18 protein-coding genes are annotated in these 20,270 nt (G+C 71.1%); 7 read left to right on the top strand and 11 right to left on the bottom strand.

Annotated features, from left to right (window positions below):
* Nucleotides 1-37 precede the first annotated feature (37 nt).
* The 5 genes from Vau01_RS12050 to Vau01_RS12070 are packed head-to-tail and all read right to left on the bottom strand — an operon-like array spanning nucleotide 38 to nucleotide 4,093.
* A complete protein-coding gene (locus Vau01_RS12050; RefSeq protein ID WP_203990795.1) occupies nucleotides 38-667 on the bottom strand; it encodes a GntR family transcriptional regulator in 630 nt (209 codons plus the stop codon).
* 21 nt (nucleotides 668-688) lie between these two features.
* Nucleotides 689-1,492 (bottom strand): ABC transporter ATP-binding protein, encoded by an 804-nt coding sequence (locus Vau01_RS12055; protein ID WP_203990798.1) that lies wholly within the window; start codon nucleotides 1,490-1,492, stop codon nucleotides 689-691.
* Nucleotides 1,493-1,497: 5 nt separating this feature from the next.
* Nucleotides 1,498-2,277, bottom strand: a complete 780-nt coding sequence (locus Vau01_RS12060; protein ID WP_239151507.1) for an ABC transporter permease — start codon at nucleotides 2,275-2,277, stop codon at nucleotides 1,498-1,500.
* Entirely contained in the window at nucleotides 2,274-3,107 is an 834-nt protein-coding gene (locus tag Vau01_RS12065; RefSeq protein WP_203990801.1) for an ABC transporter permease, read from the bottom strand. Before Vau01_RS12065 ends, Vau01_RS12060 begins: the two co-directional genes overlap by 4 nt.
* Complete coding sequence (locus Vau01_RS12070) at nucleotides 3,107-4,093, bottom strand: ABC transporter substrate-binding protein (protein ID WP_203990804.1); 987 nt, start codon at nucleotides 4,091-4,093, stop codon at nucleotides 3,107-3,109. The genes Vau01_RS12065 and Vau01_RS12070 overlap by 1 nt, the downstream gene beginning before the upstream one ends.
* Before the next feature lie 172 nt (nucleotides 4,094-4,265).
* Between Vau01_RS12070 and Vau01_RS12075 the strand changes: the two genes are divergently transcribed.
* From Vau01_RS12075 to Vau01_RS12095, 5 genes are read left to right on the top strand one after another with little or no spacing between them, the layout of a single operon-like run.
* Nucleotides 4,266-4,970: a 4-carboxy-4-hydroxy-2-oxoadipate aldolase/oxaloacetate decarboxylase gene (locus tag Vau01_RS12075; protein WP_239151508.1), complete on the top strand. Its 705-nt coding sequence runs from the start codon at nucleotides 4,266-4,268 to the stop codon at nucleotides 4,968-4,970.
* On the top strand, nucleotides 4,967-6,031 hold the full coding sequence (locus Vau01_RS12080) for a 4-oxalomesaconate tautomerase (RefSeq protein ID WP_239151509.1): 1,065 nt from the start codon (nucleotides 4,967-4,969) through the stop codon (nucleotides 6,029-6,031). Before Vau01_RS12075 ends, Vau01_RS12080 begins: the two co-directional genes overlap by 4 nt.
* A 40-nt stretch (nucleotides 6,032-6,071) precedes the next feature.
* Entirely contained in the window at nucleotides 6,072-7,064 is a 993-nt protein-coding gene (locus tag Vau01_RS12085; protein WP_239151510.1) for a VOC family protein, read from the top strand.
* The gene (locus Vau01_RS12090) at nucleotides 7,061-8,059 is read left to right on the top strand and encodes an amidohydrolase family protein (RefSeq protein WP_203990809.1); all 999 of its coding nucleotides are present in this window, start codon (nucleotides 7,061-7,063) and stop codon (nucleotides 8,057-8,059) included. Before Vau01_RS12085 ends, Vau01_RS12090 begins: the two co-directional genes overlap by 4 nt.
* Before the next feature lie 20 nt (nucleotides 8,060-8,079).
* Nucleotides 8,080-9,735 carry a tannase/feruloyl esterase family alpha/beta hydrolase gene (locus tag Vau01_RS12095; protein WP_239151511.1) on the top strand — a complete coding sequence of 552 codons (1,656 nt, stop codon included), beginning with the start codon at nucleotides 8,080-8,082 and terminating at the stop codon, nucleotides 9,733-9,735.
* Here Vau01_RS12095 and Vau01_RS12100 read toward each other — a convergent pair.
* Entirely contained in the window at nucleotides 9,732-10,589 is an 858-nt protein-coding gene (locus Vau01_RS12100) for a polysaccharide deacetylase family protein (RefSeq protein WP_203990812.1), read from the bottom strand. The two genes, Vau01_RS12095 and Vau01_RS12100, sit on opposite strands and share 4 nt — an antisense overlap.
* A gap of 57 nt (nucleotides 10,590-10,646) precedes the next feature.
* Here Vau01_RS12100 and Vau01_RS12105 point away from each other — a divergent pair, with 57 nt between their 5' ends.
* Nucleotides 10,647-11,024, top strand: coding sequence for a MerR family transcriptional regulator (locus tag Vau01_RS12105; protein WP_203990815.1), 378 nt, complete (start codon nucleotides 10,647-10,649; stop codon nucleotides 11,022-11,024).
* A gap of 6 nt (nucleotides 11,025-11,030) precedes the next feature.
* Here the strand turns inward: Vau01_RS12105 and Vau01_RS12110 are convergent, their stop codons facing one another.
* From Vau01_RS12110 to rraA, 3 genes are all read right to left on the bottom strand, one after another.
* Entirely contained in the window at nucleotides 11,031-11,402 is a 372-nt protein-coding gene (locus tag Vau01_RS12110) for a hypothetical protein (RefSeq protein WP_203990818.1), read from the bottom strand.
* Between the two features lie 69 nt (nucleotides 11,403-11,471).
* Nucleotides 11,472-12,851: a dihydrolipoyl dehydrogenase gene (gene lpdA, locus Vau01_RS12115; protein WP_203990821.1), complete on the bottom strand. Its 1,380-nt coding sequence runs from the start codon at nucleotides 12,849-12,851 to the stop codon at nucleotides 11,472-11,474.
* Nucleotides 12,848-13,327, bottom strand: a complete 480-nt coding sequence (gene rraA / locus Vau01_RS12120; protein ID WP_203990824.1) for a ribonuclease E activity regulator RraA — start codon at nucleotides 13,325-13,327, stop codon at nucleotides 12,848-12,850. Before rraA ends, lpdA begins: the two co-directional genes overlap by 4 nt.
* Before the next feature lie 41 nt (nucleotides 13,328-13,368).
* On the opposite strand from rraA, the gene Vau01_RS12125 reads away from it, so the two are divergent.
* Entirely contained in the window at nucleotides 13,369-14,334 is a 966-nt protein-coding gene (locus Vau01_RS12125; RefSeq protein WP_203990827.1) for a helix-turn-helix domain-containing protein, read from the top strand.
* Here the strand turns inward: Vau01_RS12125 and Vau01_RS12130 are convergent.
* Both Vau01_RS12130 and Vau01_RS12135 read right to left on the bottom strand, forming a co-directional pair.
* On the bottom strand, nucleotides 14,331-15,287 hold the full coding sequence (locus Vau01_RS12130) for a hypothetical protein (RefSeq protein ID WP_203990829.1): 957 nt from the start codon (nucleotides 15,285-15,287) through the stop codon (nucleotides 14,331-14,333). The two genes, Vau01_RS12125 and Vau01_RS12130, sit on opposite strands and share 4 nt — an antisense overlap.
* Nucleotides 15,288-15,454: 167 nt before the next feature.
* The gene (locus Vau01_RS12135; RefSeq protein WP_203990832.1) at nucleotides 15,455-20,269 is read right to left on the bottom strand and encodes a ricin-type beta-trefoil lectin domain protein; all 4,815 of its coding nucleotides are present in this window, start codon (nucleotides 20,267-20,269) and stop codon (nucleotides 15,455-15,457) included.
* Nucleotide 20,270 lies beyond the last annotated feature (1 nt).

Here is a 20,270-nt window from a genome sequence, read left to right on the forward strand (position 1 = left end):
TACATCGAACAACACTGTCCACAGTGGAGCGACAGGCTCAGGGCCGGGCGGCCGCGATGCTCGCCAGTACCTTCAGCACGCTGTCGAGGTGGACGCGCATGGCGCGGTCGGCGCGGTCGGGGTCGCGGGCGCACACCGCCTCGATGATGGCCAGGTGCTCGGGTAGCGACACCGAGGGGCGGCCGGGCAGCAGCGCCAAGCGGAACTGGTGCTGGACCATCTGCCCGTGCAGCTGCTCGATGATGCGCGTCGCGGTGCTGTGTCTCGCGATGCGGCGGACCTGGCCGTGCAGCCGGGCATTGAGCTCGGAGTAGCGCAGCATGTCGGCGTTGGCGACGGCGCCGTTCATCGCCTCCCCCAGCGCGGAGAGTTCGGCGACCTCGTCGTCGGTGATGCGTTCCGCCGCGCGGGCGGCCACCAGGCCCTCGACGGCGCGGCGGATCTCGGTGATCTCGATCGCCTCCTCGACCGAGATCGCCCGGACCCGGGCACCCCGGTTCGGCTGCAGCTCCACCAGGCCCTCGGTGGCCAGCCGGGTCAGGGCGTTGCGCAGCACGAACCGGCTCGTGGCGAACCGTTCGGCCAGTTCGGTCTCGATGAGGCGTTGCAAAGGGGCGAACTCGCCGCGCAGGATTGCCGCCCGGAGCTCGTCGAACACGTCTTTCATCACCGCGAACCCTAACGTGAATCAAGATCGTTCGGGCGGTCGGTGTCCCTTCTTCGCCAGTTGGACCAGCTCGTAGACCCGGCCACGCAGATCGACGAACTGCGGCGAGGAGCGGGTCTTGAGCTGGTCGCGGTCGTCGGGCAGGTCGATCGCCACATCGTCCAGGACGACGGTGGGCCGGTTGGTGAGGACGAGGACGCGCTGGCCGAGGTACACCGACTCGTCGATGTCGTGGGTGACGAACAGCACGGTGATGCCGAGGGTGCGCCACAGGTCGCGGACGAGGTCCTCGAGGTCGGCGCGGGTCTGCGCGTCGACGGCGGCGAACGGCTCGTCCATCAGCAGGACGCTGGGTTCGTAGGCGATCGCGCGCGCGATGGCGACCCGCTGCTGCATGCCGCCGGACAGTTGCCACGGGTGGGCGTCGGCGCTGTCGGTCAGCCCGACCGCCGCGAGCGCGGCATCGACCTTCGCGGCGCGTTCGGCGCGGGGCACGCCCTTCTCCCGCAACGGCAAATCGACATTGCGACGCACGGTGAGCCACGGGAACAGGCTGCGCCCGTACTCCTGGAACACCACCGCCATTCCCGGCGGTGGGCCGGTCACCGGTGTGCCGTCGAGGGTGATCCGCCCGCCGGAGATGTCGAGCAGACCGGCGACGCAGCGCAGCAGTGTGGTCTTGCCGGCGCCGGACGGCCCGACGACGCAGACCAGTTCGCCGCGTCCCACCTGGAACGTGAGGTCGCGAACGGCCTCGACGACGCGGCCGTGCCCGGTGTAGGTCTTGGCCAGCCCGTCGACGTCCAGTGCGACAGAGGTCTTCATAGCGGTCACCCCTTCCGTTCCGCTTGGAGTTGGCCCCGGTACCACGCCAGGGTGTGATGTTCGACGACGCGGAACAGCGCCGACAGCACGACACCGATCACGCCGAGCAGGATGATGCCGGTCCACATCTCCGGTATCGCGAACCCGCGCTGGAACTGGACGATCGCCGCGCCCAGCCCCCGGTTGGCGCCGAACAGCTCACTGATCACCATGAGGATGACTCCGATCGACAGCGCCTGACGCGCACCGGTGGCGACGCGCGGGCTGGCGCCGCGCAGCACCACGTGGCGCAGGGTGGTGACGCGGCCGAGCCGGTAGGACCGGGCGGTGTCGCGCAGCACCTCGTCGACCGACCGGACGCCCTCGACGGTGTTGAGCAGGATCGGCCAGACGCACCCCAGCGCGATGGTGATCAGCTTGGCCGTCCAGCCGGTGTAGCCGGTGAACAGCGCGATCACCGGGATGAGGACCGGCGGCGGCAGCGCCCGGAAGAACTCGAACGTCGGCTCGCACAGGCTCCGCAGCGGACGCGAGGATCCGATGGCGGTACCCAGTGCCACGCCGACGACCAGCGCGACGAGGTACCCGATGGTGAGACGCGCGAGGCTGGGCAGGACGTCGTGCAGGATCGGGTCGGCGGTCCACGTCTTCGGGAACGCTTCCACGATCGACGACAGCGGCGGCCAGAAGAAGCTCGTGCTGCCGGCGGACGCGATCCACCACAGCGCGACGAGGACGACCGGCAGCCCGAGCGCGAGCGCCACCCGGCGCAACAGGTCTTTCACAGGTCCCTCCGGATCGAGGTGTGCCAGCGCAGGACCCGTCGTTCGATGGCGCGGGCGGACGCATTGACCAGCACCCCGACGATGCCGACCACGATCACCAGCGCGTACGTCTCCGCGACGGCGCCCGAACTCTGCGCGACGCCGATGGACTTGCCGAGGCCGGGCACGCCGATGATGAGCTCCGCGGTGATCTCCAGGATGAGGGCGACCGCGGCGGCGAGCCGGAACCCGGTGACGACGTACGGCAGCGCCGTCGGCCACACCACGGTCCGCACGACGCCCCAGCGGGAGAACCGGTACGACCGGGCGGTGTCCCGCACGACCGGGTCGACGTCGGCGACGCCGTACAGGACCTGGACGAGCACCTGCCAGAACGCCGCGTACACCACCAGGATCAGCGCCGACTCCATCCGGCTGCCGTAGATGAGGACGACGAGCGGGATCAGCGCGACCGACGGGATCGGTCGCAGAAACTCGATGGTCGACGCGGTGGCCGCCCGCAGCAGCGGCACGCTGCCGATCACCACACCGACGACGATCCCGGCCACCATCGCGATCGCCAGGCCGATCGCCCAGCCCCGCAACGTCTGGCCGAGCGCGGTCCAGAAGTCCGCGACCGTCAGTTGCCGCGCCAGGGCCCGGGCCATCGTGCTGAACGGCGGCAGGAAGCGGCGGTCGACCGCCCCGGACCGCGGAAGGATCTCCACGACGGCGACGACCAGCACCAGCCCGAGCAGGCCCAGCGCCGGCTGACGCCACCGGTCGCCGAGCGGACTCCGGGTGGACCGGCCGGCGTCCGGCCGGTCCACGAGAGCGGTGGGAGACGACATCAGGGAAGGAGCTTGTCGAGGGTCAGCGGCTTGGTGATCAGCCCGTCCTTCTTGGCGAGGTCGGCGAGCAACTGGACCGAGTCGCGGTCGACGGCGGTGGGCCACTTCGGCAGCGTCAGGTTCTTCATCACGGCCGGATCGATCTTGGTGTACGTGCCGAGGATGGCCCGCACGTCGTCCGGGTGCGCCGCGGCGTACTCCATCGACTTCTTCATCGCGTTCGTGAAGCCCTTGACCACCGTGGCGTTGGCGGAGGCGTACTGCTGGGTGGTGAAGTACATCCCGACGGTGAGATCGGGGTCGGTGCCGGCATAGTTCGAGACGACCTGCCGGTCGCCCTGACCGGTGCCGATGGTCAGGAACGGCTCGACGACCTGTCCGGCGTCCACGTCGCCCTTGGCCACGGCCGCCACGATGTCCGGGAACGGCAGCTCGACGAACGTGATCCTGGACGGGTCGCCGCCGTCCTTCTGGACGACGTTGTTGACGGTCGTGGTGTTGATGTTCTTGAGCGTGTTGACCGCGACGCGCTTACCGGCGAGGTCCTTGGCCGACTTGATCGGGCTGTCGCCCTTGACGATGACGGCGCCGAAGTCCTTGCCGTCGGCGCCGGTGGAGGCGACACCGGCCGCGACGGCCTGCAGCGGCACGCCCTGCGAGTTGGCCAGCAGCAGCGAGGTGGTGTTGCTGAAGCCGAACTGGTACTGGCCACTGAGGACGCTCGGGACGATCGCCGCGCCGCCCTGTGCCGTCTCCAGCTTGAGCTCCAGGTGCTCGGCGGAGAAGAAGCCCTGCTTGATGCCGAGGTAGATGGGCGCGACGTCGACGATCGGGATCACGCCGACCGTGACCTGGGTGGTGCCGGTGGAAGCGGCAGGGGTGTCGTCGCCGCCGCAGCCACTGATGAGCAGGGCGGTGACGGCGGCAAGGGCGAGTACGAAGCGGCGGGGACGTCGGGCCGAGCCGTGGGTGGGCGGTCGGGACATGGGTCCTCCATGAGGGGTCGGAACGTGGCGTTCGGGAGGCCGACCCCGCGGACGTTACCAATATTGTCAACAATCTTGAACACAATCTTGCTTACAAAGTTGAAACGGCGTACATCTGTTGGGCATGGATTCATTGGGCAGGGCACCTTCGGGCGGGGCATCGCATTACGTCGTGCGGCTCGTCGACCGTGCCGCCGAGGAGACCATCGACGCCCTGCGCGGGGCCGGCGTCGCGACCGCGCACGAGGCGGCGGGACGCGTCGGCCTGCTCGGCCCGGAGATCCGTCCCCGGCAGACCGGAACCGCGATCGGCGGATCCGCGATCACGGTGTCCTGCCACCCCGGCGACAACCTGATGATCCACGCGGCGGTCGAGGTCTGCCGGCCCGGCGACGTGCTCGTGGTGACCACGACGTCGCCGTCGACCGACGGCATGTTCGGCGAGTTGCTGGCCACGTCGCTGATCGCCCGCGGCGTCGTCGGCCTGGTGATCGACGCCGGGGTCCGCGACATCGCGGACCTGCGCGACCTGAGCTTTCCGGTCTGGTCGCGGTCGGTACACGCACAGGGGACCGTGAAAGCCAGCCCCGGTTCCGTGAACGTGCCCGTCGTCGTGGCGGGCCGGCTCGTGTCGCCGGGCGACATCGTCGTCGCCGACGACGACGGCGTGCTCGCGCTCCCGGCCGCGTGCGGTCCGGCGGTGGCCGCGGCATCGGCGGAGCGGCTGGCCACCGAGGCGACCAAGCGGGCGAAGCTGGCCGGCGGAACGCTCGGAGTGGACCTGTACAACCTCCGCCCGTTGCTCGCCGACCTCGGCGTCAGGTACGTCGACCGGCTGCCCGAGAACGGCAGCACGACCGGGAACGGCACGGCATGACCGACGACGGCATCCGCTGCATGCAACTGCGCGGCGGCAGTTCCAAGGGCGCCTACTTCCTCGCCGGCGACCTGCCCGCCGACCCGGTCGACCGCGACGACCTGCTGCTGCGCGTCATGGGGTCACCCGACGAGCGGCAGGTCGACGGGATCGGCGGCGGGCACCCGCTCACCAGCAAGGTCGCGGTCGTCTCACCGTCCACAGTGGACGACGCCGACGTCGACTACCTGTTCCTCCAGGTCGTTCCCGACCGGGCGATCGTCACCGACGCGCAGACGTGCGGCAACCTCCTCGCCGGTGTCGGGCCGTTCGCCATCGAGCGCGGTCTGGTTCCGGTGACCGGCGACACCAGCACCGTACGCATCCGTATCGTCAACCCGGCGCCGAGCCTCGTCGAGGCGCGCGTCCGCACGTCCGGCGGGCGGGTGCGCTACGACGGCGACACCGTGATGGCCGGGACCCCGTTCCCGGCGGCCCCGATCGACCTCACGTTCCCCGGCCGCGCCGACCCGGTGTTCCCCACCGGCCGGCTGGTCGACCGGTTCGCCGGCACCGAGGTCACCTGCGTCGACGCCGGCATGCCGGTGGTGCTCGTCCGCGCCGCCGACCTCGGCCTCGACGGCGCCGAGCCGCCCGACGTCCTGGAGGGCAACGACCACCTGCGGTCGGCCGTCGAGGCGGTCCGGATCGAGGCGGGCCGCGCGATGGGGCTCGGCGACGTACGGGACAGCACGGTCCCGAAGATCACGATCGTCTCCGCGCCCCGGCACGGCGGCACCGTGACCACCCGGACCTTCATCCCGCACCGGGTGCACGCGGCCATCGGCGTCCTCGGTGCGGTGTCCGCCGCCGCCGGCGTGCTCACGCCGGGAACCGTGGCGCATCCCGGAAAACCGGGCGACCGGCTCGTGCGCGTCGAGCACCCGACCGGCACGTTCGAGGTCACCGTCGACCTCGACCTCGACGGCGCGACCACGCGGCTGCGCCGCAGCGGGGTCGTGCGCACCGCCCGCAAGTTGTTCGACGGCCTCGTATGGCCACGCAGCGAGGAGACCGCATGAGTGAGCGCAGCGAGCGAATCATCAACTCAGTGTTTGGGTCATGCGTCGCGAAGCGCAGCGGAGCGACGGCATGACCCTGCACGACCCCGACCGGCGGCGCGACGTCGCCCACGTCGGCCCGATCGAGCTGTTCACCCCCGTGCTCGACGCGTCCCGCGACTTCTTCGTCGACCTGATGGGGTTGCGCGAGGTACGCCGCGACGACACCTCGGTCTACCTGCACACCTGGGACGACTACCAGTCGTGGACGGTCCGGCTGGTCGAGCGCGCGGCGGCCGGCATCGGGCGGACCTACCTGCGCGCCGCCGGCCCGCAGGCCGCCGTCCGGCTCCGGGCGGAGGTCGAGGCCGAGGGGCTGGGCCACGGGGTGGTCGACGACGTGCCGGGTCTGGGCGAGGTGTTCCTCTTCACCGACCCCGACGGTCACGAGTTCGGCCTCTACTGGGACGTCGACTGGTACGAGCCGGACGACACCGACCGGCCGGCGCTGAAGAACCAGGCGGCCCGGTACCCCGGCCGCGGGGCGAACGTACGACGGCTGGACCACGTCAACTACCTCACCGCCGACGTGCCCGCGACGTCGGCGTTCCTGCGCGACGTTCTCGGCGCCCGGTGCACCGAGCAGATCGTCAAGGACGACGGCAGCCCGCAGGCCATCTGGTACAACGTCGGCAACAAGACGTACGACCTGGTGTACACCGAGGACTGGACCGGGTCGCACGGGCGCCTGCACCACATCGCGTTCGCCACCGACACCCGCGAGGAGATCCTGCGCGCCGCCGACGTCTGCCTCGACGCCGGCGTCCACATCGAGACCGGCCCGCACAAGCACGCGATCCAGCAGACGTTCTTCCTCTACGTCTACGAACCGGGCGGCAACCGGATCGAACTCTGCAACGCCGGTGCCCGTCTCATCCTCGCCCCGGACTGGAAGACGATCAGCTGGACGCGCGAGGAGCGGGCCAAGGGCCAGGCGTGGGGACTGAAGACGATCGAGTCGTTCCACACCCACGGCACACCGGTCGTCCCATGATCATTGACTGCCACGGCCACTACACGACCGCGCCCGCCGCGCACACCGCCTGGCGGGAGACCCAGGAGGAGGCGTTCCGGGCCGGACGGCGCCCGCAGAGGTACCCCCACATCTCCGACGACGAGATCCGCGACTCGATCGAGGGCAGCCAACTGCGTCTCATGGACGAGCGCGGCATCGACCTGACCATCTTCTCCCCGCGCGCGTCGGCGATGGGTCACCACGTCGGCGACGAGATCGTCAGCGCCGCCTGGACGACCGCGTGCAACGACCTCGTCGCCCGCGTGGTCGGCCTGTTCCCCGGCCGGTTCGTCGGCGTCTGCCAACTGCCGCAGTCACCGGGCGTCCCGATCGGCAACGCCGTCGCCGAACTGCGCCGCTGCGTCGAGGAACTGGGCTTCGTCGGCTGCAATCTCAACCCCGACCCGAGCGGCGGGCACTGGACCGCTCCCCCGCTGACCGACCCCGCCTGGTACCCGCTCTACGAGGCGATGGTCGAACTCGACGTGCCGGCGATGGTGCACGTCTCGGCCGTCACCAACCCGAACTTCCGCGCCACCGGATCGCACTACCTCAACGCCGACACCACCGCGTTCATGCAGTTCCTCCAGGCCGACCTGTTCACCACGTTCCCCGGCCTCCGGTTCGTCGTCCCGCACGGCGGCGGGGCGGTGCCGTACCACTGGGGCCGGTTCCGCGGGCTCGCCGACATGCTGCACCGGCCCGCCGTCGAGGAGGCGTTGATGCGCAACGTCTTCTTCGACACGTGCGTCTACCACCAGGCCGGCATCAACCTGCTCTTCGACGTCGTCGACGTCGACAACATCCTGTTCGGGTCCGAGATGGTCGGTGCCGTGCGCGGCATCGACCCGCGGACCGGTCACCACTTCGACGACACCCGCCGGTACGTCGACGCCCTCGAGTTGAGCCCGACCGACCGGCAGAAGGTCTTCGAGACGAACGCCCGCCGCGTCTACCCCCGCCTGAAACCCTGACCCCGAGGAGGCGAACCCCCGTGCCCCCGTTCCCCCGGTTCATCGCGATCGCCGCGACCGCCGTCGCGGCCACGCTGATCCCGACGACGTCGATCGCCAAGCCGCCCGCGACCACACCTGACGGCCTCGCCCGCCTGCCCGCGATCACGCCGGTCATGACCTGTGCCGCCGTGACCGGTCTCGACCTCACCGGCGCCACCGACGCACCCGTCACCATCACGTCCGCGACGGTGGTGGGTACCAACTGCGAGGTCCGCGGCACCATCGCGCCGGCGAACACGATCGTGGCGCGGCTGCCCGTGAACGGCTGGACCCAGCGCTACGTGCAGACCGGCTGCGGCGGCCTGTGCGGCAACGCGACCATCAACTACGGCCAGGCCGCGACGTGTCCGGTCGTCGCCGACGGCACCGTGGCCAGCGCCACCACCGACATGGGCCACCAGGGCCGCAACGACGGCTCCTGGGCCGCCGGCAACCCGCAGGCCCAGATCGACTTCGCCTACCGCGGCGTGCACGTCACGGCCCAGGTCGCCAAGGCGCTCATCACGGCGTTCTACGGCCGGTCGCCGGCGTACTCGTACTTCACCGGCTGCTCCGACGGCGGCCGGGAGGCGCTCATGGAGGCGCAACGCTTCCCGACCGACTTCGACGGCATCGCGGCCGGCGCGCCGGCCAACAACATGGCCGTGCAGAACACGTTCCACCACGCCTGGAACGTGCTGGCGAACAAGGATGCGAGCGGCAACTACATCCTGCTCGCCGACAAGCTGCCGCTCGTCCACGCCGCCGTCCTGCGCGCCTGCGACGGCATCGACGGGCTCACCGACGGGCTGATCGACGACCCGCGGCTGTGCCGGTTCGACCCCGCGTCGCTGGTGTGCGCCGACACCGCCACGTGCCTGACGCCCGCACAGGCGTCGGTGGTGCGCAAGCTGCACGACGGCGCCGTCGACGCGCGGGGCCGTCGCCTGGAACCGTTCATCTCGCACGAGTGGGGATCGGAACTGGAGTGGACGCTGTTCGTCCCCGCCGCACAGGGTCAGGTCGTGGGCAGTGAGAACTTCGCCCTGTCCTACCTGCGTTACCTCGCCGACCCCAACGACCCGAACCCGGCCTACCAACTGACCGACCTGCGACTCACCGTCGAGTCGTTCTGGAGCACGGTGCTGCCGTCGTCGACCTATATGGCCGCGATGGACCCGGATCTCGGCGCGTTCCGCCGGAGCAACGGCAAGCTGCTGCTCTGGCACGGCTGGAACGACCAGCACATCTCGCCGCAGTCGACGCTGCTGTACTACGACGCCATGCGCCGCGTGATGGGCGCCGGTGCCGTCGACCGCTTCGCCCGCCTCTACCTCTTCCCCGGCATGGCCCACTGCGGCGGCGGCGAGGGCCCGAACACATTCGACGTCCTCACGCCGGTGATGGCCTGGGTCGAGAGCGGACGCCAACCGGGTCGCATCATTGCCACCAGGACCGATCGCTCCCGCCCGGTGTACCCGTACCCGGCCGTCGCCCGGTACGACGGCAGCGGCAGCATCGACGACGCCGCCAACTTCGTGCCGTTCACGCCGCGGAACCCCGTCCGGAACGACGACGAGTGGATCGGCAAGCGCCTCTACTCGCACGGCTACCAGACCTCGCCGCGCGCCGTCGACGGAAGGCTGGTGCTCTAGGCGACGGCGAGATAGTGGGCGGCGATGTCGTCGCTCGTGGTCAGCCACGCGTCGGGCTGGGCGGCGAGGTACGCCAGCGCCTCGTCGAGGTACCGGGCCCGGAACGCCTGACCGATGACGAACGGGTGGAGGGCGATGGCCAGCACACGGCCGTCGCCCTCGGCCCGTAGCTGGTCGTACGCGTCCCTGATCATCTGGGCGAACTCGGGACCGCTGCGGCCGGCGGTGACCAGCTGCAGGTCGTTGATCTCCACCGAGTACGGCACGCTGATCACCCCGGGGACGGTCAGCGGCGCAGGCTGGTCGTCGTGCGTCCAGTCGAGCACGTAGGTCAGTCCGAGTTCGGCGAGCAGGCGCGGGGTCGCGAACGTCTCGGTGAGACCGGGGCCCATCCAGCCGCGCGGACGGCGTCCCGTCGCCTTTTCTATCGTTCCGACGATCTCCGCGAGCTCCGCGCGTTCCTCGTCCTTGCTCGCGAAGCCGGCGTGGAGGGCGGAGTTGGTGCGCCCGTGGGCGAGCCACGCCCAGTCGCGGCGCACGCCCGCCTCGACGATCCGCGGATACTCCTCGACGGCCGTCGAGTTCACCAGCGCGCTCGCCCGGACGCCGTGCCGGTCGAGGATGTCGATGGTGCGCCAGATGCCGACGCGGGCGCCGTAGTCGCGCCAGCCGTGGTTGAGCGGGTCGGGGAGCAGGTCGGCGGTTCCCGGCCAGATGCTCGTCGACGGCTTCCCGACGAGGAAGTGCTCGATGTTCAGGCCCACGTAGACGGCGACCTTCTTACCGCCGGGCCAGGCCAGCGGCGCGCGGTCGACGATGGGGCTGTAGGTGTAGGGCACGGTGTGAGTCGTCATGAGGGAACCGTAAAAGCTAACATCGGTGTCAGATTCAAGAGCTTGGGGGACGGTGTGATGCGCATCGGTGAGCTGGCCCGCCGCACCGGCGTGAGCGAACGGTCGCTGCGCTACTACGAGCAGCAGAACCTGCTCGCGTCCGAGCGCACCGCCGGCGGCCACCGCGACTACCCCGAGCGGGCCGTCGACCGGGTCATCCGCATCCAGGAACTGTTCGCCGCCGGCCTCAACAGCCGCACGATCGCCCGGATCCTGCCCTGCATGCGCGACACCGACGGCGGCCCGTCCGAGATCGCCACCCCGCAACTGGTGGCCGACCTGACCTCGGAACGCGACCGCATCGACCGCATGATGACCGAGCTGGCCAGCTCCCGCGACGTGCTGGACGGCGTCATCACCGCCGCCGCCCAGCCGGCCGAGGAACCCCAGCGGTAGCGGAACTCAGTAGTAGTCGCAGTAGACGATCTTGTTGGGCAGCCGCGAGCTGCGGAACTTCGCCCAGAACGTGCCCGGGCAGGTGTAGCTGACCACGCCGTAGCCGGACTTCCAGGTGACCCAGGAACAGCCGCCGCCGAACTCGTCGCAGACGTTGATCTGCAGGGTCACCGACAGGTTCTGCGGCACGTCGAGGTCCACGCAGTCCCGGATGGCACTGGCGTAGATCGTCTGGCCGATCTTTTCGGTCTCGAACTCGTTCCAGCAGTTGATCGCGGTCGGGGTCGCGGGCGCCGCGGGTGCCGGTGCGGCAACCCCCGCCACCGACGCCCCGAGCGCGGCGATGAGCACGGCAAGCCGCGCAAGGATGGATTTCATCGGGCAAGGAGAGCAGGCGCACGGGCGCCGGCCCATACGGAGTTCTGCGTACCCGGTCGATGTATCCGATCAGAAGTTGATCATGTGACCGGCGAGGCCGTGGATCGCCTCCTTGACCGCCTCGCCCAGCGTCGGGTGGGCGTGGACGTTGCGGGCGACCTCGGTGACCGTGAGGTCCCACTGCTGGGCGAGGGTCAGCTCGGGCAGCAGCTCGGTGACGTCGGGGCCGATGAGGTGGGCGCCGAGGAGCTCGCCGTACTTCGCGTCGCTGATGATCTTTACGAAGCCGGTGGCGTCGCCGAGGCCGTGGGCCTTGCCGTTGGCGGTGAACGGGAACTTCGCGACCTTCACGTCGAAGCCCTTGTCGCGGGCCTGCGCCTCGGTCCAGCCGAAGCTCGCCACCTGCGGCTGGCAGTAGGTCGCGCGCGGGATCATCGGGTAGTCGAGCGGCATCGTCTCGGCGCCGGCGATCGTCTCGGCGGCCACGATGCCCATCGCCTCGGCGGCGTGGGCCAGCATGAGCTTCGCGGTGACGTCGCCGATCGCGTAGATGTGCGGCACCGACGTGCGGCAGTGGTCGTCGATGTCGATGGCGCCGGCCTTCGTGAGTTGCACGCCGGTGGACTCCAGGCCGTAGCCCTCGACGTTCGGCTTGAAGCCGATCGCCTGCAGCACCTTGGCGGCGGTGAGCGTCGAGCGCTTGTCGCCGCTGGAGACGGTGACGGTGACCTGCTCACCCGCGTCCTCGATCTTTTCGACCTTCGTGCCGACGAGCACGTCGACGCCCAGCCGCCGGTACTGCCGGCGCAGCTCGGCGGAGACCTCCTCGTCCTCCAGCGGCAGCATGCGGTCGAGGAACTCGACGATCGTGACCTTGACCCCGTAGTTGTGCAGCACGTAGGCGAACTCGACCCCGATGGCGCCGGCGCCCACGATGATGATGCTCTCCGGCAGGGTGTCGTCGAGAATCTGCTCCTCGTACGTGACCACCCGCTCCGACAGCGTGGTGCCGGGCAGCAGCCGCGTGGCGGCGCCGGCGGCGATGATGCAGTGGTCGAACGTCACCGTGCGGTCGCCGACGTGGATCGTGTTGGCGTCGGTGAACGTCCCCCGGCCGTCGATCTCGGTGATCTTGTTCTTCTTCATCAGGTAGTGGACGCCCTTGACCCGGCCGTCGGCCACCGTGCGGCTGCGCTTGTGCGCCACGCCGAAGTCGAACGAGACGTCGCCCGAGATGCCGAACGTCTTCGCCTCGCGGTGGAAGATGTGGGCCAGCTCCGCGTTGCGCAGCAACGCCTTCGACGGGATGCACCCGACGTTCAGGCAGACGCCGCCCCAGTACCGTTCCTCGACGACCGCCACGCTCATGCCCAGTTGCGCACCGCGGATCGCCGCCACGTACCCGCCCGGACCGGCGCCGAGCACGACCAGATCAAAGTGGTCACTCACCCGTCGACCTTATCCTCCAGGACCACGATTCCGTCGTCGTCGCTGTAGACCGTGGCGCCGGGCCGGAACACGCAGCCGCCGAACTCCACGGGTACGTCGCGCTCCCCCGCACCGGTCTTGGCGCTGGTGCGCGGGTTCGAACCGAGCGCCTTGATGCCGAGGTCGATCGTGCGCAACGTCGCCACGTCCCGCACCGCCCCGTTGATGACGACGCCGGCCCATCCGTTGCCGTGCGCGAGCGAGGCGATGACGTCGCCCATGAGCGCGGTGTGCAGCGAGCCACCGCCGTCGACCACCAGCACCCGCCCCTGCCCGGGCTCCGAGAGGACGCTCTTGAGCAACGCATTGTCCTGGTGGCAACGCACGGTGACGAGCCGGCCGTGAAAGGCCGGCCGCTTGCCGTACTGCCGGAACTGCGTGTCGCACGACCCCAGCGCCGCGCCGTGCTCGTCGTAGAGATCCGCGGTGGCCGTCATGCAGCGCAACGCTACCCTGATGGCCGGTTCGAAGGAGGCACATGCGTAAAGGTCTGACCAGCGTGCTATCGGAGTCGGCGGCGAGACTGTACGAGCAGTTGATCGTCAGCGGTGGATTGTCACTCGAGGATCATCCGGACCTCGGCACGACGGCCGAGTGTCGCGAGCTGATCGACAAGGGCTTCGCCCGCGAGCGCCACGTCGGCACGCCGAAACTGATCCCGGTGGAGCCGATCCGCGCGATCGACAACGCGATCCTGGTGCGCCAGCGGGCACTCCTGGACCAGTACCAGTACCTGCTCCGGCTCCGCGACGAGATGCAGGTCCTGCAGCAGACGTACGAGGCGTCGGCGAATCCGTCCGCCGACATCAACGAACTGGTGCGCATCGTCAGCGAGCCCGCCGAGGTGAGCGCGCTGTCGGTGGAGCTGGCCCTGTCGGCGCACAGCGACGTCGCCAGCCTGGAGACCGAGCATTCGAGCCGGCCGCGGAAGCCCGAGAACGCACGGGTGCTGCCGGCCGAACTGGTCGAGCGGGGCGTGCGGTTCCGGAACATCTACAGCCGCGCCGCCCTCGAACTCGACGGCGCGGGCGAGATGCTCCAGGCCTCGATCAGGTCCGGGTGGATCTGCCGGGTCTACCCGGACCTGCCGATGAAGATGGTTCTCGTCGACAAGCGGGCCGCGCTGGTTCCGCTCGGCCCGACCGGCATGGAAGGCGCCCTGCTCGTCCGGGCACCGGTGATCGTCGCCACGCTCAGCCGGTACTTCGAGTTGCTGTGGGCCGGCGCCGTGCCGGTCGACAACGAGTCCGCGAAGATCCCGCCGGAGCAGGATCAGGTGCTGCGGCTCGTCATGACCGGGATGACCGACGGGGCGATCGCCCGGCATCTCGGCGTCAGCGAACGCACGGTGCGGCGTCACGTCAGCGCGTTGCAGGAGGCGCTCAACGTCAACAACCGGGTGACGCTCGCGGTCGCCGCGGTACGCCAGGGCTGGGTCGACTAGACGTCGTACGAGAGCCACTCCCACGGACACACCCCCGTCTTGTGGCAGAGGTTGGTCGGCGGTGCGGACCGCAGCGTCGGTGTCGGAGACCCGGTGTGGTCGACGGGCACCACGACCCGGCTGAACGGGCCGTCGGCGAACGCGGCGGTCGTGGCGGCGAGCTGCCAGGGCGTGATGTAACAGTTCTCGCAGCCGCCAGCGGCTCCGGTGGGCGACTGCCGCAGCAGCACGATCGCGCCGTCTGCGTCGAGGCCGAACAACCACGGGTCGGCACCCGCGATGAACCGTACCGAGGCCGGCAGCCGCCCGCCGCCGATCCCCCGGGCACCGGCGAACACCCGCACGACGGTGGGGGCCTGCGCCGGGCCGACCTTCACCACGGCGTGCGAGCCCCAGCGCACGGCCGCCAACGGCGGCAACATCGTCGAGCCGACGGGCAGCGGCTGTACCTCGACCAGATCCGGGCCGCCGGTGGTCCAGTCGGTGTGCCGGAAGGTGCGCACGGATGCGCCGGTCTGCGTGTGCAGATAACCCGGTTGCGGTACGACCAGCGACCCGATTCCGGCCGGATCGACGTCCGGCAGGGTCAGCGGCGACGGTGGGCCGAACGGCTGGCCGGCCGCCTCCTGCCGACGCCACTCCAGGTGACCGTCGGACGAGACCGAGTACAGCACCGCCGCCTGACCGTCCACTGTGGACGCCATCGGCCGGAGCCTGTGCCAGTCGCCCCCGTCGACCTCGACACCCGACGTGAAGGCCGGCGCGCTCAGGCACACGCCCAGCTCGATCAGGTGCCCGTCGGCCGGCCGGACCCCGAAGACCCGCGTCGACTCCGCGCAGTCCGACGGCTCGGCCGCGACCGCCGACCGGACCGGCACCGGGCCGAACACGGCCGCGAGCACTCCCACCAGGACCGCGACGAACCAGCCGCGCACCACCAACCGCCCCCGCATACATCCACCCCCGTCGACGTCCGGAAAGAACCGCCTACAACCTACGTCCGGCACCGGCGTCGACAACACGACGCCGATGGCCGGATCCGGCCATTGCCCGCTTCCGGCCACACGGGCGCCGCCGGGTACGACCCCGGCGGCGCCCGCGCCCCCTCGGAAACTGGCTGCTATCCGGCCGCCCGGGCGAGGGCGAGGATGTCGGCGTCGGGCAGCACACCCTCGAAGGCGCGCACATCATCGAGCTGGCCGGGGAAGAAGTTCGCCGGGTTGCTCGCCCACATCGTCCGTCCGACCGTCATCGGACCGGTCGCCTGCGGCAACTGCGGCGCCGTCACCGTGGCCTGCAGATGCCCGTCGACGTAGAGCCGCATCTGCTCGTTCGGTTGGTCGTACACCGCGGTGAGATGGACCCACTGGTTGGCGACCACCGGCGACGTCGACTGCGCGACGACGGCGGCGTCGGTGGTGCGGTCGGGCCACGCGATGAACTCCCAGCAACCGGTGCCCGGGCTGGTCTCCAGCGCGAAACCGCTGTGCCGGGTGTCGTCCTGCGCGACCGCGCCGAACCAGCTGTCGGTGCGCGACGGGCGGGCCCACACCGACACCGTGAACGACCGGGTGGTCTGCACGACCGGCGAACCGGTGGCGGCGGACGCGGTCGTCCCGTTCAACGACAGCGCATTGCCGACCCTGCCGGGGCCCCAGGTGGCGCCACCGGTCAGCGTGGCCGGGTGACCCGTTCCCGAGGCGTCGACCGCCGTGTCTCCCGTCGTCTCGTTCATCGGCAACCACGCCACCTGCCGCGCCGGCGCGTTGCCGCGCAGTGCGCCGTCCGGCGCGATCGACGGCAGGCTGAACCGCTGGTTCGCCCCACCGTTGCAGGCGTGCAGGTACAGCTTCGCGCCGAGATCCCCCGACGGTGCGTCCAGGCACCGGTTGGTGAGCGGGTAGTAGAGCGTGCCGTCGGCACGCGCGACGAACTGTTGGAACGGCTCGCCGTTGCAGTCCCACAGCTTCACCCGACGGTCGCCGGGGTCACCCGCGGCGGCTCCGTCACCGTCGAGGCATTTGCCGCCGACGCGCAGCGTGCCGTCGCCGGGGACGGTCAGCGCCTGGTTCCACTCGTCGTGGCAGTCCCACAGTTGAACCGCGGTTCCGTTCGCCCGCCCGTAGCCGTCGAGGTCGATGCAGCGGGCGTTGATGCCGAGGACCGGGCCCCAGGCGGCCTGCGCCGTCGGCAGGCTCCACTGCTGGTTCACGGCACCGTGGCAGTCGTAGACGTGCAGCCGCGCCGCAGCGTCGGTCTGCGCGTCGAGGCAGCGTTTGGTCGCCGGGTTGAGCAGCAGCCCGCCGGGCTGGACGACCCACTGCTGGGCGGCCAGACCGTGACACGTCCACAGGTGCGCGTCGTGGACACCGAAGCTGTTGATGGGTCCGAGCGCGTCGACGCACTTGCCCAGGACGCGGATCGTCCCGTCGCCCGGCAGCGTCACCGTCTGGTTGGCGTTGCCGTGGCAGGCGTACAGCACGAGCCGGGCGCCGTCGGCGGTGTCGGACCGTTCGACGTCGAGGCAGCGCTTGTCGCCGTTGGTGAGCAGGCCCGTGCGCACCGCGGGACGGTCGACCCGCACCCGGACGTTGCGGAACGTCACGGCGCCGCCCGCCGGAGCGCCCTGCACGCCGATGTGGCCCGGGCCCACCAGCCGACCCTCCGGAACGACGCTGTCGTTGACCAGCACTCCGTTGAGCCGCACCGTGACCCGCTTGCCGGCGACGGTGATCTCGTAGGCGTTCCACTCCCCGACCGGCCGTTCGGCGAACGCGGTGGCCGGGGAGATCTCGATCAGCGACCCGGTCGCGCCGCCGCCGGCACCGCTCGGCCGGATCTGCACCTCGACGCCGCGCACGCCCGGCCGGGACGGGTCGGTGCCGGGGTTGGGGAACCCGAGGAACACGCCGGAGTCGGCGGACTGGCCGGTGGCCCGGAAGTCCAGCCGCAGCGTGTAGTCCGCCGGCAGGTGTTCGGCCGCGTACCAACGCACCGCCGGCTGGCCGGTTGTGGTGAACTCGCAGCCGGCATCGTCCACTGTGGCCGTTCCGGTGGTCTGCCAGGACCGGCTCTGCCGGGAGCGGCCGTCGTAGAGCGGGGTGAACCCGGCCTCGGCGTCGACGGCGCAGGACCCGGTGCCGTCGGCCAGTTCCGGACCGCCGGTGAAGTAGCCGGCCACCGTCGCCGCCACCTGGGTGGTTCCGGCGTCGTTGCGGACGCGCAGTTGGCCGGTGCGGCCGAGGCGGACCACGGCCGTGCCGGTCTGGGTCGCGCCGCTGCGCAGACCGTCGACGGTGGGCAGGCCGGACCAGCCGAGTTCGGCCGGCCCGGCCGACAGCGAGGTCCAGCCGTCGCCGGTGCCGGTGAGCGAGACGACGACGGCGCCGGCGCCGCGCGGAATCCCGGCGACATCGGTCACCTGGGTTCGTACGGCACCGCCCGATCCGAGCGGCTGCTGCGGCACGCCCGTGCCGGTGCCGGTGTCGAGAACCTTGACGGCGCGGGGAAGCGGCACGTACCTCGCCCCGCTGCCGGGCGCGAACCAGCCGACCAGGTCCACCGCGACCTGCACGGTGCCGCGGTCGTTGCGGATCCGCACGGCGCCGTCCTCACCGATCGCCGTGACCACGAGGTTGTTGCGGACCCGGTACGGCGCCGACTCCACGGTGGTGTACGGAACCGGCCGGTCCTGTGCGTACACGGCGACGCCGCTCGCGTCGGTGCCGTCCCGGGTGGTGACGTTGAGCTGGACGGCCGTCGCGTTCGCCGGTATCCCGGCGACGCCGCGCACGGGCAGCGTGTGGACGTCACCGGCGCCGAGCCCCGTGGTGCGTCCACCGAGACCCGACCGGGTGTCCATGATCGGTCGCGGCTGGTCGGTCGGCGTGTAGAGGCCGGCAGCCGCCGGGCTGAACTGGCCCAGCAGGTCCACGGTGGCGTTCGCGGTGCCGCCGGTGTTGCGCAACCGGACGGCGCGGTCGGAGCCGAGGGCCACCACGGCCGTCACCGACCGCTTCTCACCGGGCATGAGGTCCACAGTGGACAGACCGGCGAGACCGTCGGAGTCACGGGCGAGCGCGAGGCGCGTACGGCTGTCCGACCACGCGGTCACCGTGACCACCACGGCGGTGGTGTCACCGCGGACGCCGTCGACGGGCAGGGTGAACGTCTCGCCGTCGGTGAACGCCCGGTTGTGGCCGCCGACGGCGGTGGTGGAGTCGAGCAGCCGGCTCGGCATCACGAACGGCTGGTAGCCGCTGCCGGACTCCGGTTGCGGTACGGTCGGCGCTCCGAGGGCGAGGGTCCCGTGCCCCCATACGTTGTCCGATGTGGACGGTGCGGTGCGGCTCTCCAGCAGCGTCTGTACGGCCGCGGCGTCCAGCGCCGGGTTCGCGCCCTTGAACAGCGCGGCGGCGCCCGCGACGTGTGCGGCGGCGAACGACGTTCCCACGCCCGCGGGGGCCGGACCGTAGGTGGACGTGCTGATCGCGTCGAACCCGGTGATGTCGGGCTTGCGCCGGCCGTCGACGGTCGGACCCTGCGAGCTGTACGCGGCGACCCGGCCGCTACCGGGTGCGGTGGCACCGACGGCGACCGCGTACGGGGAGGTGGCCGGCTCGAGCACGCTGCCGCCCGGCGCGGGGAACTGGATGCTGTCGGCGTCACCCTGCACGAACAGATCGGCCCGGGTGCCGGGGTACGAGGCGAGGGCCGGTACGAACGTCCAGAACTGCTGCACCGACCCGCTGGAGTTGACCACCGTCACCGACTCGGTCGGCGACAGGCCCGCCGGGTTACCGGCCTGGGCACGGGTGGACAGCGCGGCGATCAGGGGGTCGCCCGGCCCGGTGGGCCGCTGCGGCCGGCTCATGACGATCAGGTCGAGGTCCTGACGGGTGGTGGGCCAGCCGTCCCACCGCAGGGACACCTCCGCGACGCCGCCCGGCGGCAACGAGAACCCGTTCGACTCGGCGGTTCCGCTCATCTCGATGAATCCGTCGGTGTCCGCGTCGACCGCGGGGCCGGTCCAGTGCTGCTGTGCGGCGTTGCCGGCGGCGTTCACCCACAGCACGCCGGCCTGCCGGGCGGCCCGCACGACGTCGGCGGGGGTGCCGGCGTCGCCGGTGCCGTCCCCGCGGCCGGTCACCGGGAAGCCGATCGCCGACAGGATGATCGCCACGCCCTGCTGCCGCAGCCACTCCGCCGCGGCGGCGAACGTCATCGAGTCCGGCGCGCAGGCCAGGTAGAGGACCGCACCGGGTGCGACGTCGTGGACGGTCTCGGCCACGGCGGTTCCGTGCGAACTCTGGTCCGCCGGGCAGTCGGTGTCGTGGAGGGTCAGGGCGGCGCCCGCCGGCAGTTCTCCGGCGGCCTGAGCGCCGGCCAGATCGGCGAACCCGACGTCGACGATGCCGACCTTCACGCCGGCGCCGGTCTTTCCGTCGCGGATCCACCTGTCCGCGCCGGAGGCGGCGACACCCTCCGACGTCACCGCCAGCGGGACGGCGCGGTCGGGCCGCCGGACCTCGGTGACCGCCGGGTCCCGTGCCAGCCCGATCAGCGCGGTCGCCGGTACGGCGGCGCGCACCGTCGATCCACGCACGGCGGCGACGGCGCCGCCGGCACGCACGACCGCCGCCCGGACGGCCGCCGGATCCGGACCGTCCACATAGGACCAGATCCGCCCGGTCCGGTCGGCGGCCGGTGGCGCGGTACGGGACGCCGCCGGGCCGCGTCCCGCGACCGGCAACAGGCCGGCGTCGAGCCCCCGCGGCACTCCCGGCACGACGTAGGCGGCCGGACCGTCCGGCTGCGGCCGCGGTTCGGCACCGGCGACGGACGGAAGCAGTACGCCGCCGACCAGCGCGCCGGCCGACGCGGCGACGACGGATGCGGCAACCGCCGCGACGACGGCGCGCCAGGAGATTCTCACA

It is taken from the genome of Virgisporangium aurantiacum, from assembly GCF_016863635.1.
GTDB classification, from domain to species: Bacteria; Actinomycetota; Actinomycetes; order Mycobacteriales; family Micromonosporaceae; genus Virgisporangium; species Virgisporangium aurantiacum.

Bases quoted from the DNA above. Each gene is read 5' to 3' on its own strand.
- Vau01_RS12050 (WP_203990795.1), bottom strand. From the start codon at position 667: ATGAAAGACGTGTTCGACGAGCTCCGGGCGGCAATCCTGCGCGGCGAG.
- Vau01_RS12055 (WP_203990798.1), bottom strand. From the start codon at position 1,492: ATGAAGACCTCTGTCGCACTGGACGTCGACGGGCTGGCCAAGACCTAC.
- Vau01_RS12065 (WP_203990801.1), bottom strand. From the start codon at position 3,107: ATGTCGTCTCCCACCGCTCTCGTGGACCGGCCGGACGCCGGCCGGTCC.
- Vau01_RS12070 (WP_203990804.1), bottom strand. From the start codon at position 4,093: ATGTCCCGACCGCCCACCCACGGCTCGGCCCGACGTCCCCGCCGCTTC.
- Vau01_RS12080 (WP_239151509.1), top strand. From the start codon at position 4,967: ATGACCGACGACGGCATCCGCTGCATGCAACTGCGCGGCGGCAGTTCC.
- Vau01_RS12085 (WP_239151510.1), top strand. From the start codon at position 6,072: ATGCGTCGCGAAGCGCAGCGGAGCGACGGCATGACCCTGCACGACCCC.
- Vau01_RS12090 (WP_203990809.1), top strand. From the start codon at position 7,061: ATGATCATTGACTGCCACGGCCACTACACGACCGCGCCCGCCGCGCAC.
- Vau01_RS12100 (WP_203990812.1), bottom strand. From the start codon at position 10,589: ATGACGACTCACACCGTGCCCTACACCTACAGCCCCATCGTCGACCGC.
- Vau01_RS12105 (WP_203990815.1), top strand. From the start codon at position 10,647: ATGCGCATCGGTGAGCTGGCCCGCCGCACCGGCGTGAGCGAACGGTCG.
- Vau01_RS12110 (WP_203990818.1), bottom strand. From the start codon at position 11,402: ATGAAATCCATCCTTGCGCGGCTTGCCGTGCTCATCGCCGCGCTCGGG.
- rraA (WP_203990824.1), bottom strand. From the start codon at position 13,327: ATGACGGCCACCGCGGATCTCTACGACGAGCACGGCGCGGCGCTGGGG.
- Vau01_RS12125 (WP_203990827.1), top strand. From the start codon at position 13,369: ATGCGTAAAGGTCTGACCAGCGTGCTATCGGAGTCGGCGGCGAGACTG.
- Vau01_RS12130 (WP_203990829.1), bottom strand. From the start codon at position 15,287: ATGCGGGGGCGGTTGGTGGTGCGCGGCTGGTTCGTCGCGGTCCTGGTG.